The organism is Pedobacter humicola (assembly GCF_056490705.1).
The window spans coordinates 308,025-325,962 of sequence record NZ_JBWJIG010000001.1 but is presented as its reverse complement, the minus strand read 5'-3'; the positions used below and the strand labels follow the sequence as shown (position 1 = coordinate 325,962).

11 protein-coding genes are annotated in these 17,938 nt (G+C 40.7%); all 11 read right to left on the bottom strand.

All coding sequences use genetic code 11. The features are described from left to right. Positions 1 to 11: 11 nt before the first annotated feature. The 11 genes from AC04Q1_RS01260 to AC04Q1_RS01210 all read right to left on the bottom strand — a co-directional run bounded on the left by AC04Q1_RS01260 (position 12) and on the right by AC04Q1_RS01210 (position 17,802). Positions 12 to 3,458, bottom strand: coding sequence for a glycosyl hydrolase (locus tag AC04Q1_RS01260; RefSeq protein ID WP_478361067.1), 3,447 nt, complete (start codon positions 3,456 to 3,458; stop codon positions 12 to 14). Continuing rightward, positions 3,458 to 4,744 carry an L-fucose:H+ symporter permease gene (fucP, locus tag AC04Q1_RS01255; RefSeq protein ID WP_478361065.1) on the bottom strand — a complete coding sequence of 429 codons (1,287 nt, stop codon included), beginning with the start codon at positions 4,742 to 4,744 and terminating at the stop codon, positions 3,458 to 3,460. The genes AC04Q1_RS01260 and fucP overlap by 1 nt, the downstream gene beginning before the upstream one ends. Before the next feature lie 157 nt (positions 4,745 to 4,901). Beyond that, positions 4,902 to 5,345, bottom strand: coding sequence for a MaoC/PaaZ C-terminal domain-containing protein (locus AC04Q1_RS01250; RefSeq protein WP_478361063.1), 444 nt, complete (start codon positions 5,343 to 5,345; stop codon positions 4,902 to 4,904). A gap of 66 nt (positions 5,346 to 5,411) precedes the next feature. Further along, positions 5,412 to 6,494: a Gfo/Idh/MocA family protein gene (locus tag AC04Q1_RS01245; protein ID WP_478361061.1), complete on the bottom strand. Its 1,083-nt coding sequence runs from the start codon at positions 6,492 to 6,494 to the stop codon at positions 5,412 to 5,414. Further along, positions 6,491 to 7,729 carry an extracellular solute-binding protein gene (locus AC04Q1_RS01240; protein WP_478361059.1) on the bottom strand — a complete coding sequence of 413 codons (1,239 nt, stop codon included), beginning with the start codon at positions 7,727 to 7,729 and terminating at the stop codon, positions 6,491 to 6,493. Before AC04Q1_RS01240 ends, AC04Q1_RS01245 begins: the two co-directional genes overlap by 4 nt. Continuing rightward, positions 7,722 to 8,885 carry a CaiB/BaiF CoA transferase family protein gene (locus AC04Q1_RS01235; protein ID WP_478361058.1) on the bottom strand — a complete coding sequence of 388 codons (1,164 nt, stop codon included), beginning with the start codon at positions 8,883 to 8,885 and terminating at the stop codon, positions 7,722 to 7,724. The genes AC04Q1_RS01240 and AC04Q1_RS01235 overlap by 8 nt, the downstream gene beginning before the upstream one ends. A 110-nt stretch (positions 8,886 to 8,995) precedes the next feature. Beyond that, a complete protein-coding gene (locus AC04Q1_RS01230) occupies positions 8,996 to 10,147 on the bottom strand; it encodes a CaiB/BaiF CoA transferase family protein (RefSeq protein ID WP_478361056.1) in 1,152 nt (383 codons plus the stop codon). Further along, positions 10,144 to 11,304, bottom strand: coding sequence for an ABC transporter substrate-binding protein (locus AC04Q1_RS01225; protein ID WP_478361054.1), 1,161 nt, complete (start codon positions 11,302 to 11,304; stop codon positions 10,144 to 10,146). Before AC04Q1_RS01225 ends, AC04Q1_RS01230 begins: the two co-directional genes overlap by 4 nt. A gap of 102 nt (positions 11,305 to 11,406) precedes the next feature. Then, positions 11,407 to 13,836, bottom strand: coding sequence for a glycoside hydrolase family 2 TIM barrel-domain containing protein (locus tag AC04Q1_RS01220; protein ID WP_478361052.1), 2,430 nt, complete (start codon positions 13,834 to 13,836; stop codon positions 11,407 to 11,409). A gap of 100 nt (positions 13,837 to 13,936) precedes the next feature. Then, the gene (locus AC04Q1_RS01215; protein WP_478361051.1) at positions 13,937 to 15,046 is read right to left on the bottom strand and encodes a glycoside hydrolase family protein; all 1,110 of its coding nucleotides are present in this window, start codon (positions 15,044 to 15,046) and stop codon (positions 13,937 to 13,939) included. Beyond that, complete coding sequence (locus AC04Q1_RS01210) at positions 15,043 to 17,802, bottom strand: family 78 glycoside hydrolase catalytic domain (protein ID WP_478361049.1); 2,760 nt, start codon at positions 17,800 to 17,802, stop codon at positions 15,043 to 15,045. The genes AC04Q1_RS01215 and AC04Q1_RS01210 overlap by 4 nt, the downstream gene beginning before the upstream one ends. Positions 17,803 to 17,938 lie beyond the last annotated feature (136 nt).

Here is a 17,938-nt window from a genome sequence, read left to right as displayed (position 1 = left end):
ATATTAAATGCTCAATGTTCTTCGGTTTGTATTACCACAGGACCTAATAATCCAGCTGGATTTAATGGTTTACCTTCCAAACGGAAAGGCGCAGTTGTTTTTGTAATTCTTTTATCTTCAGGCAATTTGCTATCTCCGATTAAACGGTTGGCCCAGGTATTGCTCACCTCAATGGTAATTTGATTTTCACCTTTTTTGACAGCTTTACTGATTTCTAAACGGTGCGGCGCTGTCCATAAGGTGCCACAATTTATGCCGTTGATTTTAACCACGGCGATACTGTTGAAATCACCCAGATCGATCCAAAGTTTTTTCTTAAGATCACCATCAAAAGTGAAGGTTTTCGTGTAAAGAGCTGTTCCGGAATAGTATTTAACCAAGCTATCCATATTGTTTGTCCAATCGGCTAAATCGTTAAAAATAACTGGTTGCGATGGCCCGCCGTAAGTAGTATCGAATTTCGCTTGCCAGGTTTTGGAAATATCTAAATCAGCTTTTTTAATTTTTTCCCCTTTGCTCTTCTTCGATTGTTCTTCTGAGATTTCCGAATAGAAAGAATATACACCAGGCGTATCCAAAACGACAAAAATTGATTGATTGGGATATAGCGTTAAATTTAAGTCAGTGCCAGCTATGGCGTTATTGACTTTATACGGCTTAAACCAGGTATCACTTACCGCATCGTAAGTTTGTACTGATTTTTTACCATTTCTTAGGCTTATATACAATGCTCTTTTTTTATTTTGCTGATTGGTAATAAAATAAATTTCCTTTGTACCATCCATTCTATGTGTATAACCGATCCCCTTCGCGTAAGCATGACTTAACTTATCTTCTATTTCTTCGCGTACATTTAAATCTCTTTGCAAACCTATTGCATCAAAAGTTTCCCCATAAAACGGTGCTTTAAAAACTTGCCCTAAACCCAGTTTCTTTTTATAAACCGGATGCCCATTGTTTTTATAAGATTCAAAATTTCCACCCCAGATATCTTCAACTGTTTTATTGAATCCAGCATCATTAACCTGTTTAATTCCAGATTGATACAATGGCTTATCTCCTACAATCACTTTAGCTCCGGCTTTGATTAATGCAAAGAGTGTTTTAGCTGTAGCATCACTCATATATTCATAGTTGGGGTTCATTTTCATATTGCCCGGTACGACCAGAATTTTATAAGCCGCGCCACTTTCGAAAACTACATTTCCGTTTTTGACCGTTGCTGTTTTTAATACATCAGGATTGAAACTATCATAGGCATAACCCCGCAAAGGATTTACCCAGTTTTCGGGATCAGCCATATTTGCCGAGTGGGTTACACCGGCTGGAATTTGTCTTAATGGCTCACCAACATTGGCCAAACGTTTCTGTTCTGCCTCCACTACATCTGCGCCAAAAATACCGGGCAGGGTTTCTATCAGGCGATCTGGCAATACAGATCGACGTGGCAGTTCTTCACCAGTGAAAACAGCGATATCAACAACGGGTTTACCCTGCTGCAATAGTTTTTGGGCTCGTTCTGCATACTCAATCCATGCTTTTCCTGCCTTCCACCAGGTTTGGTCGCGTTGAAAATATAAACCTACACCATCTAAAGTCATTCCTGGTTTTCGATCGGTCCAGGGGTTATGTGTAAAAACATGGTACACCAGTTTATTGATCCCAAGCGCATAATTCCGGTCCTGTAAGGTTTTCATATTTGCCGGACTTTCGTTCCAGTCCATCCGCACTGTGGTAAATGCCTCGGCCTGGATAATGTTTTTACCATAAATATGCGCTCCAGAAACCGCATCCAGCATATCGTTTGGTTTGTCGTGCGTAGGACTGTTTAGCCAGAATTCGCCCATTGGTATGTCAACAGTTTTATAATGCATCAATCCATCGCTCATCATTGTGGGGGCAATACTTTCAGCCGTAAAAGTTACACCTTGCTCCTTTGCCAGTTTGGCCAAAGTTTTATAAAATTGGTCGACAACCAATTCTGATATCGTTTTTCTGATGTCGTATAGAAAGTTTTCGGATACAGCGGCGCTTTCTATCGGCAATCCGGTCATTATGGGTAAATATGGCGTTAAATCATAGCCTCTGCGTTTTAAAAACTCGGCTTTAAATACCGGCGACCAGTTCTGACTGCCACACTCCCAACTGTCTACATGGAAAACGCTTAAAACTTTTCTGGCGATTTCTGGTCCGCCGTGTTTTAAAGCTTCGCCATACCACTTATTGAATTGTAGCTTTACGGCTTCAGGATTAAACTTGTCGCACTCCAAGCCTTTTCCACCGCCGCCAGTGGCATTGGTATGGCCGGTTGAGGTATGTCCAATCCTTAAAACCGTCCAGTTTCCCTTTGGTGCTTTCCAGTTTAGCGTTCCATCAGGATTTAGTTTACCGGTTAAGTTTATGATCTTGTTTAGTGGAATACATATATTTTTAGCAAGCTGTGCTTCGGTAGATCTTTTACTGATGCGCCAAACGGAACCATTTTTACCTTCGAATTGATTAATTGTTGCTTCAGAGGACAATTCAAGATTAAGGAGTTTTAAAGAGGGTTTCCATTTCGCTGCATCTAAATCTTCAGAACCCGGTTCAGACCCTTTTTTATCATAAATAAACCTAAAAAACTTAGCTGTTACAGGTACAATCGAGTGTGTAACATCTTCGTCGGTATCCTGCCAGCCATGGCGTGGTGCTTCTAACCTGCCGATAGAACGGAATACTTTTCCGTCATTACTCACTTCGATGGCCAAACGCTGTGCCTGATAATTATTCCCGCTTACCTTAACGGTTATTGTTCTGCAGGTGAAAGGTTTTGCAAATTCGTATTCTATATAACAGGGTTCGTTTGAACCAAAGTTTTTCTTATTCCTGGGTTGAACCAGGCCTGTGGCATCGGCTCCATTGCTTGCCGTAATTTTGGGGGCAATGGTTCTGGTCGAAATGCCTTCACCAACGGGCGATGGATAGGCGTAAACGGCAACATCTTTATAATAGTTTTCTTTTGTTACTGGCCGAGGTAAAGTAATTTTAGCACCTGAATTACTGATATTTATCTTCGACCAAACGACCTTTTGCATGGAAAGTTCCGGCGTAATCCATGGACCACCGGCTAAGGCAAAACCATCGCTCACGTGCATGCCTAATTTCAGATTTAACCGTTTTGCTTCCTCCATGGCGAACTCCACCATGTTCCACCATTCGGGTGTAAGCTGAGCGACAGGCGGCGAATAGATTGGAGCTTTATCCGGTCCCTGGATGCTCATGAGATACGCTCCGGCAATGCCGTTCGATTTCATGGCTTCCAAATCGGCTGTTATACCAGCTTTCGAAACCCCTCCTTTTACCCAATACCAAAATACCCAGGGTTTTGCATTTTCGTTTTGCTGTGCAAAAACGCTTACTGAAAAGTGAATACTGATCAGTACAAAGCATAAAACCCTGATGTATTTAAAATTCTTCATTATATATGCGTGATTTTATAACCTCTTAAACCGAAATAAAGAATCACCAGAAAACATACCAGAGGGATGCTGTAACCGATTTGAATATTATCTCCATACATATCAATTAAGCTGCCCATTCCAAATGGCAAAATCGCTCCACCCACAATCGACATAATTAACCATGAAGAGCCTGGTTTAGTATCATCACCTATGCCATCAATACCTAAAGCAAAAATGGTTGGAAACATAATAGACATAAAAAAGCCTATGGCACCAAGCGCATAAACCACATAAGATCCTTTTCCTAAAATGGCAACAAGACACAGCAGAACGGAGATTATAGCATAAATAGCCAACAATTTATGTGATGATACAAACTGCAAAATTGCTGTTCCCGCGAAACGTCCGGCAGTAAATAAAAAGCCATAAATAATTAAATATGAGGCGGCTGTTTTCTCATCAAAGCCCCCGCCTTGTTGCGCCATTCTAATGAAAAAGCTGGTTACACAAACTTGCGCACCAACATAAAAAAACTGGGCGACCACTGCCCATCGTAGATGTTTATGGCGTAAGGCACCAAAGAAACTTCCTTTTGCTTCGCCATCAATGCTTATGGTTTTGATTTCCGGGAGATGGATAAAATAGAATATGGCAGCAATTACCAATAAAACAACCCCTAAAGTGATGTAGGGCGTTTTAACCGATGCCGCCTCTTGAAGAAAGTAACTGTTCCGATTAATTTCGGTCATTGCTGCTAATTCCGCTTTAGTGTGCGATTTCCCTGAAAGAATAAATAAACCACCGATTAACGGTGCTACCATTGCGGCCAAGCCATTGAAAGACGCAGCAAGGTTAAGTCTATTTGTGGCTTTTGCAGGATCGCCTAATACAGCGGCATAAGGATTAGCCGAGGTTTCTAGCATGGTTAAACCACAGCCAATGATAAAAAGCGCGATAAGAAACGTGATGTATGAAAGATTATTTGCAGCGGGAACAAATAGAAAGGCTCCAAAAGCAAAGGCCAGCAGGCCTGATATCATAGTAGCTTTATAACCCCATTTTTTTAAAATCATTCCAGCGGGAATGGCCATTAAAAAGTAGGCAAAGAAAACAGAGGTATCAATTAAAGTAGATTGTCTGTTATTTAAATTACAGGCTTTTTTTAAATGTGGAATCAGGATCGAATCCAGATTATGGGCCATTCCCCAAAGAAAGAATAAGCTTACTACGAGAATAAATGGTAATAAATACTTCTTTCCGGATGAGGGATCGCTCACGGTTACAATTTCTGGTTGTTGGTTCATTAGCTCATTTGTAATTAGTGTGGTTCATTAGTTCATTTTTTTTGGTTCATTTGTTCATTAGTGTGGTTCAGTAGTTCATTAGTTATTAGTACTTTTAATCATCTCTACTCAAACGCTAGCTGTAAGCTCCCAAACCAATGAACTATTGACCATTGAACTAATGAACTTTCTTCACCACCAAAAGATGGTCGCAGACCAATACGACTTCTCCATGTTGGTTGATGATTTCTACATGTTCAGTTACGGTTCCATATTCTGGTCTTTTGCTATCTCCTTTTTCGGAAATCGTGACCTCCGAATGGATGGTATCGCCAATAAAAACAGGTTTTACAAAACGTAATTTATCATAACCTTTGCTCATGGCTTCAGGATTGATTTCCGAGGCTGTTAAACCAATGCCAATGCTGAAAATCATTGTTCCATGCGCAATGCGTTGCTTAAAGGGTTGTGTTGAACACCATTCGGCATCCATATGGTGTGGAAAGAAATCGCCGGTATGGCCTGCATGAACAACAAAATCTGTTTCTGTTATCGTGCGGCCTAGGGTTATACGTTTCTCCTGTAATTGATAATCTTCAAAAAATGTTGATTTGAAATACATAGTTTATAATTTTTATAAGCGATACAATCGCTTCTCTCATGAATCCTCGTTGCAAATGGGGACCATTTAGTTCCTTAACTGTTCCTTTACGTTAATCCCACCAATATCACTCGATTTATATGCACTTTCTACAACTGCCATCGTCTGAATCACATCTTCAACGCTGGTATGCAGAACATCGGTTGAACCTTCGTTATAACGCATTAAATTGGCCATGGTACCTATAAATGCCTCCGGAAACCAGGAGCCTTCCAGTTTTACGGTTTGCCACTCTGGAGTTTTTCCATTTTCTACAATACAATACTCGAATACATCGGGCACGCCATGCGGATAATCCATTAATAATCCAATTTTAGCCACAATGGCACCTTTTGTTCCCTCCCATTTGATATAACTTTCCTGATGGTCTGGCCCGAAATCGTGATCGTGGTTGGTATTGATCACCGCATGCATCGTATCGCCGTAATCGAATAAAATCGTTGAGCGGGATGACGACAGGCTTTTGGCAGGATGTTTTAAGGTTTTAGCTAGAATACTTTCAGGATTGCCCAAAAACGAACGGATTAAATCAACATAATGAATACTATGGTATTGAATCTCTAAACGTGGATGGACAATTACATGCGGAAAAATTTCCCAGGGTGTTTTGATCGTTACGCGAACTTCCATATCGTATAATTCGCCAATTAATCCTGTATCGATCAGGTATTTTGCTGCACTTACAAAGGGTGCAAAACGCAATTGAAAGTTAATGGCCGCCTTTAAGTTTTTTGCAAGGCACAATTCGAGGATTTCTTTTGCCTGCGTAAAATCATCACCCATCGGTTTTTGAATCAACACCGCACTTCCGTTGGGCAATTGTTTTAACGTTTCGATGTATTGCTCAGGCATAATGGTTAAATCATAAACCGCATTTCCTGGTGCAAGCTTTACCGCTTCAGCTACTGAGTTATATACGTTTGGAATGCCAAAAACATCGGCCAATTTCTGTGCCCTTTCTTTCGTCCGGTTAACAATACCATGCACCTCAAAACCTGCGATTTTATAGGCAGGAAGATGCGCATCTGATACGATTCCACCGGCCCCGATAATGATGATGGGTTGTTTGCTTAGCGGTAATTCGGGCTTATATTTGATGTCGATACTCATTTGTCAATTTCATTAATTAAGTTTTGTGCCTGCCGGATCAATTCTTCAGTTGGCTGATCCGTGTGAATGGCCTGCAAAACCATCTGGTCGATTATTGCGGCAATTGCAGCCCAGTTTGTTTTCTGAGGGAGCATATTGGCTACCTCGTGCAGTTGTTCTAATTTGTGGTAATAGGGAATTATTTTATTGATTTCTTCATCTTTCCATGTCGAAATCCGGCATCCGATTCCACCTTCGAGGGTAAGTTGTTTATCTTGTTCTTCCGCCATTGCAAAGCGTAGAAAATTGTATGCGATGTCTTTATTTTTACTGCCTTTGGCGATCGTATAAAGCCAGTAAACGTTTAATGAAGCTGATTTTTGATCAGTTGCACTAGGCAAAAGTTCTACATCAATTTTCCCTTTTACTTTTGAATTAGGATCCACTTCGCACATGGCTGCAAAACCAAACCAATTGATCATCATTGCCGCCTCTCCTTGTGCGAAAGCCATTCCCGCGGCCACAGATTCAAATTCAGCTGATTTTGGATGAATCGCCGTTTTATCGTTAACAATGGTCCGATAGAAGTTCAATCCATCTATTGCAGCTTGTGTATTGATCTGAATCAGGCCATTTTTATCCACCAAACTTCCGCCCCTGGTCCATAATTGCAGGCAAAAATCGAAAACGGTATTGTGCCCGTCAGGGTAACAGGCGAAAATACTGCCATATAAATTTTCAGCGGGGCGATGGAAAAAACGTGCGATTTGTTGGAAATCTTCCCAGGTTTTGGGTACTTCCAGCGCTTTTCCGAATTGACTTGAATAACTTGCTTTTTCAATTTCACTTTCGAACAGATCTGTTCTGTAGATGAAACATTCAGGACCATCATGAAAGGGTAAACCCAGCACTTCCCATCCAAAACGTTGTAAACCTAAAAGCGACTTGCTCCAGCCCCGTGGGAAATCATCGGGTTTATTTTTATTGATGTAAGGATTTAAAACCTCAAAATCATGATTGCTATATCCCTCTAAAATCCAATCGGTACTGATATGCGCGATATCGAAATCTCCATTTGCCAAACCTTTCTTCGCAATTGTGCTATCATAGAGCTCATGCAATTCCATCACCACCATCTCCAATTTAAGGTTACAGCCCGAATATTTGCAATATTGATCCCAGAATTTCTGCATGGCAGTTTCAAAAGGTTTGAATTTGCGAACAGCTATTCTGAAAGTTTCTATTTGGTTATGCATTTGCAGTGGTATGCTGTGTTATAAATTCTTTGATAATCTGTTTATTATCCTGACCAAGTTTTGGCGAGCCTTTCGATGAAGTTAGCAATTCGCCATCAATGCGGATTGGACATCGCGTGGTTTCATATTTGTAACCGTCTATCATCTCTACCTCCTGAACCATGTTCAGTACTTTAAAACCATCGTGTGCCATTAAGGCATTCCAGTTTAAAACATCGGCACACCAGATATCGGCAGGTTCTAATATAGCAAGCCAGTCTTCAGTAGTTGAAGATAGGAGATGTTCGGCTAAAATGGCCTTAATTTCATCACGTTTATCAAATGCTTCGCTTAACTCGATATAATCTTCCAGCTTCTCGCAACGAAGCAAATTTCCCAATTGCGGAATTGATCCCATCGCCAGGGCTAAATATCCGTTTTCTGTTTGATAAATACCATAAGGTGCGCCTAAATATGCATTTGCATTATTCTTTTTTGACCTTTCAGGTAAAGATCCACCATCATTCATAAAGGTGGTAATGGTTTCAAACTGAAAATCGTAAGCCGATTCCATCATACTTACTTGTACAAAACCGCCCGCATTTTTAATGGCTTTACGATATAAACAAGCCAAAAGTCCTTGTGCTAAATGTGCACCAGCCAGCATGTCTATTACAGATAAGCCCATTGCAACAGGGCCACTATCGGCGTTTCCTGTTAAAGATGTTAGTCCGGTAACGGATTGTAAAAGCAAATCCTGGCCTGGTTTGTTCTTCCAGTCAGTGGTTGTTCCGTAACCCGAAATTTCACCATAAATGATTGATGGGTTTAGGGATTGTACCGTCTGATAATCGAAACCCAAACGTTCCATTACACCAGGGCGGAAATTATGGATCATTACATCTGCTTTTTTGAGCAGTTCCCGTACCATTTCACAATCTTCTTCGCGCTTTAAATCAACTTCAAAACTTTCTTTATTCCTATTGATGGCATGAAATACCGATGATTCGCCATTCATAATCAGGTTTGAAGTGTACAGTGTCCGGCAAATATCGCCTACACCTAAACGCTCAATTTTGATCACGCGCGCACCCATATCAGCCAGGCGTAAACTTGCCGATGGACCAGACAGAAACTGGCTGAAATCGATCACTAAATAATCTTCAAGCGGTAGCATAATTTTATTTTTTAATATTAATCCTCATCCCGGCCATGGCGGAGAGATCTTTTAAACTATGTTCAAAGATTTCTCCATTCCGCTGCGCTCCAGTCGAAATGACGATATTCTTATTTCAATTCAAACTCTTGATTAATATCTTGTGTATCAAAACCTAATTTTGGCGCAGCTTTCGGAGCGAATAATTTCTTGTTATCCAAACGTATCGGGCTAACAGTTGTCTTTATTTTTTTGCCCCCATTTAAATCCAGGTATTGTTCTATATCCAGTTCTTTGTAGGTACTTAAAGCCGTTGCTGTTTGATAATTCATTACTTCAGCACACCAGATTCCATGCTCTTCGAGCAGATCGACCCACGTTTTAGTATTTTCATTCTTAAAGGTATCGGCTAATCTGACAATTAATTTATCACGGTTTTCGAAGGCCGATCCTGCTTCTACATACAAATCAGTAATATCACAATTGATTACTGCACAGATGTTTGGAAGATTTCCCATGGCCATTGCAATATAACCATCAGCAGTTTCATACATGCCATAAGGTGCACTTAAATAGGCATGTGCGCTTCCCTTTGCCCCACTTCTATCTGGCAATTTTCCGCCATCGTTTAAGTAAGTGGTGATGACCTCGAACTGTACATCAAGAATGGATTCCAGCAAACTTACTTCCACTAAAACACTTTTATTTGTTTTCGCTCTTTTGATTAAAGCGGCCATAATGCCCTGTGCCAAGTGGTTGCCACACATGATATCAGAAACCGAAAGACCGAAAGGAACAGGTCCATCAACATCGACCCCGGATAAAAAAGTAAGGCCAGAAACGGATTGCACCAATAAATCCTGACCGGGTTTATTTTTCCATGGGCCTTCATTACCATAACCCGTTACAACGCCATATACTATCTTAGGGTTTATCGTTTGTACTGTTTTATAATCCAGTCCTATTTTTTCCATCACCCCCGGACGGAAATTGTGAGTCATAACATCGGCTTGAGCGATCAGTTTCTTCAGTTTTTCTAAATCCTCAGGGTTCTTTAGATCAGCGGCGTAACTTTCTTTGTTGCGGTTAATGGTATGAAAAAGTAAGCTGTCTTCATCAACGAAAAGATTTTTAATAGATAAAGACCGGCAGGCATCGCCTGTTTTTGGTCGCTCAATTTTGATTACACGGGCACCCAGATCAGCAAGTTTTAAACCTGCAGATGGTCCTGCTAAAAATTGACAAAACTCTAAAACCAAAAGCCCTTCTAGCGGTTTGTTCATGATAATACTAAGCTTTTAGATTCCTGATACAATTTGTTTATGGCCCTTAGCACCTGGATTTCATCTCCACCATTCCTTAAATAATCACGGACCACATCACCTGCATGATCTTGAAAATACATCGAACCATGGTAACGTGGACGAAGAAAAGCGCGTTGCAGGGCGGGTAAGGTATTCAGAAAGTAATTCTGACTATGTCGGTTTACCTCTTCATTTTTCCAGGCGGATAGATGTCCGGGTTGCCCGCCGCTTTCAAAGAATAAAGTAGATTGACAGGATGCTGAGCCCACAAAATTGACATATTGAGCAGCCATCTCCAATTCTTCACATTTAGAAGAAATGGCCAAACCTGTTCCACCCAATGTACTCCTCAAATTTGTTTTTCCATCCAGGGTAATCATATCGTGGAAATGCAAAGTTTTGCGGGCATAGCCATTGCGCGAATAGTTTGAATATCCATAAGCGAAAGGGCAATAAGCGATTTCATCGTTTAAAGTCATCGCCTCATATACCTGGATTGGATTTCTGTCGAAATTTGCCGGATCTATTTTTGATGCCAGTTCATGGTACATTTGTAAAGCTTTGGTGCCAATTTTTTCAGAAACCACTTCTTCATCGCGCTGACAAGGATCTTCACCCAAAGAGCAGCAAAGGGTATAAAAATTCATTAATACATCAATAGGAATGCCTGCAAAGGCCACTAAACCCTGATCAGCAAGCGCCAATACATCTTCGAAAGATTTAGGCAATTCCAAGCCCTTTTGAGCGAACAGATCTGGCCGTGATGCTGCCACTGGTGTTGCGGCATCAATTGGCAATGCCCATAAGTGTTCATTGTAGAAATAGCTTTCGTAAGATTGCCCTACTGAATTTTCCTTCTGATCCTTTAGATATTCTGGAGAAAGATAAAGGTCTAAGGGTACAATCGAATTTGTTTTTGCTGCAAAGCCCGCCCAGGGATGATCGATCACCAAAAGATCGAAGCGCTCCGCCAATTCCTGAATAGAAAAATCAGCAAATTGTTGCAAACTTCTTTTTTCCCAGGTAATATTTACGTTTGGGTGCCATTCGGAAAACCGCTGCGCGGTTGCCACCATGGGTAAAAGTCCACGGCTGTGGTTCCAGGTTATTCCTTTTAAATTAATCGTCTTCTCCACTTTATTTTCTCTTTATCTGGTGGTCAGTGTCTTCACCGACCATATTATTTAATATATTTCGGTCGGTGAGACACCAACCGATAGATTCATTTTCTGTTATTTCTATCTAAGCGTTTTAATGATGACTGATGAAGAAGCCAAACCTGCCGAGGTAGCTACTAATTTTATTGTTCCGCTTTTTTCTGTTGATTGCAGGATCGCTAAACACAATCCATGAAAAGCCTTGCGGTAACTGGCTTTAAAAGGCTCTAAACTGGCCTGAAATCCATTATCAACACCAGCAATAAAACCGGCACCATCTACTTTAAAATCGACTAAATTATCTGCATCTGGCACCACATTTCCTTCTGCATCTAAAATGCGAACAGTAACAAACGATAAATCATTACCATCGGCTTTAATGTTTTTCCTGTCTGCTATTAATTCAATCTTTGCCGGCGATCCTGCAGTTTTCACTTCACGTACTAAAACGTCTTTGCCGTTTTTACGCGATACAGCTTTTAAAGTTCCAGGTTCAAAATTGACCTTCCATAATACATGTAGTTCATCACCTTGTTTCGACCTTTTGCCTAGCGATTTTCCGTTTAGATAAAGTTCTACTTCATCGGCATTATTATAATAAGCCCAAACTTCAACCGATTTACCTTTCTCCCAATTCCAATGCGGCAGAATATGCAATACGGGTTTGTTTGTCCATTCGCTTTGATACATATAGTAGGAATCTTTAGGAAATCCAGCCAAATCAACAATTCCAAAATAAGCGCTTCTGGCAGGCCAGGGATATGGTAATGGTTCGCCCAGATAGTCGAAACCTGTCCAAACAAATAAACCTGACACATGATCATATTTTTTGGCCTCCTTCCAGGTTTCTTCGTGCGTAGAACCCCAATAGGCGGAAACATTATCATAGGCAGAGGCCGACCACTCCTTATTGCCTTCTGTAAACTTCGTTTTTCCATCCTTTGGCCAACGGCGAATGGTATCAGCAGTATCGTAATAGCCTCTGGTTTCTAATGCAGAAGTGGTTTCTGTTGCCAAAAATTTAATGCCTGGATAGTTTACAGGGAAATCCTTATACAATTTATGGTTATAATTTAATCCATAGATATCGAGCGCATTGGCCTGATAAATAAAGTTTTTTTCCGCTTTTGTTTCTGTCAATGCCGAAATCACCGGACGTGTTTTATCCAGATTTTTAACAATGCCTACCAGTTCCTTCGTAATCGTGATCCCTGTACTATCAAACTGTTCACGGATTTCGTTACCGATGCTCCAAAGAATGATGGATGGATGATTACGGTCGCGTTTGATCATCTCTTCCAGATCTCTTTTGTGCCATTCCGGAAAGTCCACGTGATAATCGTTTTTGGTTTTCTTCTTCACCCACATGTCAAAAGCCTCATCCATCACAAGGAAACCCATTTTATCGCATAGATCTAAAAATTCAGGCGCCGGGGGATTATGCGCAGTGCGGATAGCGTTCACCCCCATTGCCTTCATGATTTCAAGTTGACGTTCCATGGCACGAACATTCACGGCAGCACCTAATGCACCCAAATCGTGATGCAAACAAACACCTAGTATCTTCATCGGTTTTCCGTTCAAAGAGAAACCTTTAGCGGCATCGAAATTAAATTCACGAATCCCAAAGGGCGTTGTATATTGATCAATAATTTTTCCGTCAGCTTGTGCGATTTCTACCCGCAATTTGTACATCACAGGTTGTTCAACAGACCACAATTTAGGATTAGCGATTCCAAGTCCGTTAATCATCATGGTAGTAGAAGTTTCACCTGTATTTAGCGGCCATTCTTTTTTTTGCAGCTGGCTATTTTTTTCATCCAAAATGGTGGTTAGTATTTTATAACTGCCTTTTGTGTTGAATTTATTTTCAATCTCGATTTCGGCATTAACCGATGCGATGCTTTCACCAGGTCTTAATTTCCTGCTTTCGGTGCTTTGACCTTTATCGCCACTGATTACAAAGGCTTTTACGAATATACCGTTGCGTTTTATCGACACCTTTGCGGAAGATGTAAGCCACACATTTCTATAAATGCCCGAACCCGAATACCAGCGCGAATCGGGCTGGGCGGAATTATCCACTTTAACCGCAATGCTATTTTTTCCAGCCTTTAAGAATTTACTGATCTCGTACGAAAAAGAGCTGTAACCATATGGGCGTTTGCCTAAATATTGGCCATTGATCCAAACTTCACTGTTTTTATACACGCCGTCAAATTCAATAGTGATTAATCTATCCTTGAAATTAGCAGGTGCAGAAAATTCTTTTCGATACCAGCCAATACCTGTAGGCAAACCACCTCCCTCAGGTTTGGCAGGGTTTTTCTCGTCGAATTTGCCCTCAATGCTCCAATCGTGCGGCAAGGTAAGTTTCCGCCATTTTAAATCGCTGTAGGCTGGAGATTTTGCATCTGGTTCATCTCCTAGAAAGAATTTCCAGCTTTTATTGAAGCGTTCTCTGATGCGCGATTGTGCAGATGCGGTTCCGTTTAATAAGATTAATGCCAATAATAATTTGTAAAAAAAATCCACCTTAAGGTTCGTGAGGACACTAACCCTGGCTATTGGAAATACTTTACATCCTAATGTTTTCTCTGGCCTCTTCATCCTATTTCTTTGTTTCACTTACAAAATTCAGTTTACTTGTACCTAAATCTTTTGATGTAGCCACAGCAATGCCGCGTTGATCTTGTTTATTAACAGCGCAATAAAAGTGATATACTATGCCTTTATATTTCAGTACGAAAGATTTATGTGCATATAGTTCATCATATTTTTCTGACGATTCAATAAGGTTATCAGCTGTCCAGTCGGTCCAGTTTACCAGGTCATTTGAAGCAGCAAAACGGTTAAACGAACCCTTTCTATCCTCCCAAAAAGCACCAAAGTAAAACATTACCCAGGTACCGTTAATCTTCTGGATTACAGCATCTCCTGTTATGCCAACCGGATGGTGAACTACTGGATTTTTATTAAACCGTTGCCAGTGCACCATATCGTCTGAAACCGCCATGCCGATACGTTCGTACCAGCGTGTTTTTTTATTGTTTACCAACGAATCTCCCACGGCATTGTAATACATTACAAATGCATGTCCCGTTAATTTTTGTTTGTCTTCAATTACCGTACTTTTAAAAAGCTTATTACGGTTTTCCCACCAGCGTACATCTGCATCGCCTGATGCTAAAACGGGTTTATCCAGGCGGCTCCACTCCTGAACTATTGATGGATCTTTGCTTGTATACGCCATACCGATTGATAAGGGTTCTACTTCATAACCTTTTTCCTTGCCACCGAAATACGACATCCAATATTTACCATCGAATTGCTTTACACTGTAATTTCCACCCCATTTCGTATCCAGCAACGCATTGTAACCTGCTTTTTGATTATCGTCCCAATGACCTGCACCACCAAACGACAACAGTTTACCTTGATTCTCCCAATGCAATAGATCTTTACTCTTTGCCAGCCAGGTTTCGTAACCACGACCGCTAAAGATCAGATAAGTCATATACCAGAACTTACCTTTTCTAAATATAGTCGGGCAATCCATTTTATGGTCTTTATCTGCTGGCACCATTACCAGGCCATATTTATAAGGCGTTTTAACTTCCTGATAAATCTTCTCCATGGTTTCTGCTGAAACAGGATTCGTTTGGGCATTTAATTTTAATGCACTTACAAAAAGGAACAATGCAAGGATTATCTTTTTCATTGGTGTTTTAAATTAAACTTATAATACCCAGATCCGATAGTCAGCTTGACCTTACCATTTTCAGTTCCAAGCCCCGTAAACGACGAATTATACTCCTCGGTAATCACAGATTTTGGGCAAGCGGGAAAATATACTGTAGCCTTAGTATTCACAGGAATGTTGACTTCCAGCGTGAAATTTTTATCTGTTTTGGCCCAATTCGTAGAAATCCTGCCATAAGGAGTATCGTAACTTACATCTGCAGAAGTTAAATCGCCAACTACTTCTGGTTCGATTTTAATATGATTAAATGCAATTGAGTTTTCTGCCTGACGGATACCGCCTATTCCGCTGTACAACCATTCCATTAAATGTCCAAGCATAAAATGATTGTTGGATACCGTTGGCAATGCGGCCCATGATTCGGTTAATGCCGTAGCGCCTTTGGCGATCTGCATCCCATAACCCGGTACATCTGAGCGGCTGTTCATATCAAAAATCACATCCGATTTACCGGCATCTTCTAAAACGCGTAATACATAACGGTAGCCGATATCGCCGGCTGTTAAACTGTTTTTCCGGTCTCTGATATCTTTAACCAGATTATTAATTACAGCATTTTTATCTTTTTCATCGACCAGTTCCATATAAACAGCCATGGCATTCGCCGACTGTGAGCCTGTTGCGTATTGCTTGCTTTGCGCGCTGAAGAATTTTTTATTAAAAGCAGCTCTTACCTCAATGGCAAGTTTCGCATATCCTGAGGCATCCGCTTTATGTCCTAAAAGGGCAGCCATCTTTTCCAGTATTTTTAAATCATAGTAATAAATGGCTGTACCCGTAACCCCCATTGGCGTTAACTGAGAAACACCAGGTGGTTTTTCGCCTAAATCATACCAATCGCCTAAACCTTGTGCCAAGATATGGTTATTCGCTTTGGTAGCCAGATAATTGATGTAACGTTGCATCATCGGATAGTAATCTGCCATAGATTGTTTGTCGCCGTACCATTGGTAGAGGTACCAGGGCATTAAGATCCCACTGCTCCCCCATTCGGGCGAATCGCGGAACATATCGCCACCCCATTCGAACTTTACATATTCCGGTGCAATTTCAGGGATCAAGCCACTCGCTAATTGCGAGTTTTTCATATCCTGCAAGGCTTTTTTAAAAAGAGGGGCGGCATTGTAATTGTAGCGTACAGAACTGCCCATTAAATGCAACTCTTCTAACCAACCCAATTTTTCGCGGTGCGGACAGTCAGTAAACACACTTACCATGTTGCTTTTAATGGCCCAATCGATCAGACTGAAAGTTTTGTTCAATAATTCGTTTGAAGAGGAGAATTTCCCTACTTGCTGAGCTGCATTCCTGATATGTAAGGCTTTTAGATTTTCAATCACTGTTTTGCCTGATGCATTTTCTTTACCTGATGGAACGCCACCCTTAACCTGCAGATACCGGAACCCGGTATAAAAGAATTTTGGCCGCCAGGTTTCGGCCCCTTCGCCTTTTAAAATGTAGGTGAAATAGGATGGTCCGCCAATATTCTTCTGTGTTACCGAACCATCGGCTTTTAACAGTTCAGCAGGCGTAATGCGAACAGTATCACCTCTTTTACCTCGAACTTTTAATTCAATAATTGCAGATGAATTCTGCCCCATATCGTAAACCCATTCTCCATTGGCAACTGGCGTAATCGTTTTAACAGAGAAATTTTCAAAAACTTTTACAGGTTCTTCTTTCTGTGCGTTTAACTTAGGGCCGTCAACCAACAAGGAAGCTTTCCATTTACTGTCGTTAAAAGCGGCTAGATTCCATCCTTTTTGCTCTAAATTAGCATTATAATCTTCACCACCATAAATGCTTGAAAAAGTGATTGGCGAAGGTGCTGTTTTCCAGGTTTGGTTACTGATAATATTGGCTGAAGTTCCGTCTGTATATTCGATCAATAGCCTACAGATCATTTTCGGATAACCATAAGCTACTTTCAGTTTTCTATAACGTTCTTTAACTGGCGGAATATAATAAAAACCATTACCCAGCATCACACCAATTACATTTTCCCCTTTTCTGAGTTGTCCGGTTAAATCGTACGCCATGTATAAAGCTTCTTTATCGTATTTGGTCCAGCCTGGCGCTAAAAAGTCATCACCTACTTTTGAGCCGTTCAAACTCATTTCGAAATGGCCTAAACCCGAAATAAAAGCGGTTGCTTTTTTTATTGTCTTTGTTACTGCAAAAGCTTTTCGGAACATTGGCAAGGTGTTATTGCCATTGTATTTGTCTTTTTTGCCATCTGTTGGCAAGCTGTTCACATTAGAATCGGCCAGTTTTTCATAGGCAATCCATTTAGCGCCTTTCCAATCTTCGGTATTGAGCAGTCCCATTTGCCAAAGGGCAGAAGTGCTCCAGGGCGATTGATTTCCGTAATTGTCCCAAACACAGACTTTCCAATAATAGGTTTTAGTTGATAAAAGTTTAATTCCTTTATAAGATATCTGAATGGATTGGCTTGAAGTCACTTTTTTGCTATCCCAAACATCACCGATATTATGAGCGAGGTTATTTAAACTGCCCGAAACCAAAATCCGGTAAGCTACCTGCGTTACATTGTGTTTAGCAGATTGCAATTTCCAGCTTAGATGAGGCGAAAGCACATTAATTCCGATCGGGTTATTCCGGTATTCACAATCTAATTGAGCAACCTTAATATCTTGCCCAAAGAGCGGAATACTCAAGAAGTAAAGCCAGGAAAAGATTACGAGTTTACTCATCAATAGTCGTGCACCGTTACCGGTGTTTGCTTAGGTTTATAAATGGTTATCAGCGATAAAATCAGTTTAGAAATAATTTCTTAACTCTTATTAATTAAGCCCTATAAATTGCTTAACTTTAAATCGCTATCTCTAA

Excerpts from the sequence above, each read along its gene's own strand:
- AC04Q1_RS01260 (WP_478361067.1), bottom strand. The coding sequence starts at position 3,458 with ATGAAGAATTTTAAATACATCAGGGTTTTATGCTTTGTACTGATCAGT.
- AC04Q1_RS01250 (WP_478361063.1), bottom strand. The coding sequence starts at position 5,345 with ATGTATTTCAAATCAACATTTTTTGAAGATTATCAATTACAGGAGAAA.
- AC04Q1_RS01230 (WP_478361056.1), bottom strand. The coding sequence starts at position 10,147 with ATGAACAAACCGCTAGAAGGGCTTTTGGTTTTAGAGTTTTGTCAATTT.
- AC04Q1_RS01215 (WP_478361051.1), bottom strand. The coding sequence starts at position 15,046 with ATGAAAAAGATAATCCTTGCATTGTTCCTTTTTGTAAGTGCATTAAAA.
- fucP (WP_478361065.1), bottom strand. The coding sequence starts at position 4,744 with ATGAACCAACAACCAGAAATTGTAACCGTGAGCGATCCCTCATCCGGA.
- AC04Q1_RS01210 (WP_478361049.1), bottom strand. The coding sequence starts at position 17,802 with ATGAGTAAACTCGTAATCTTTTCCTGGCTTTACTTCTTGAGTATTCCG.
- AC04Q1_RS01240 (WP_478361059.1), bottom strand. The coding sequence starts at position 7,729 with ATGCATAACCAAATAGAAACTTTCAGAATAGCTGTTCGCAAATTCAAA.
- AC04Q1_RS01245 (WP_478361061.1), bottom strand. The coding sequence starts at position 6,494 with ATGAGTATCGACATCAAATATAAGCCCGAATTACCGCTAAGCAAACAA.
- AC04Q1_RS01235 (WP_478361058.1), bottom strand. The coding sequence starts at position 8,885 with ATGCTACCGCTTGAAGATTATTTAGTGATCGATTTCAGCCAGTTTCTG.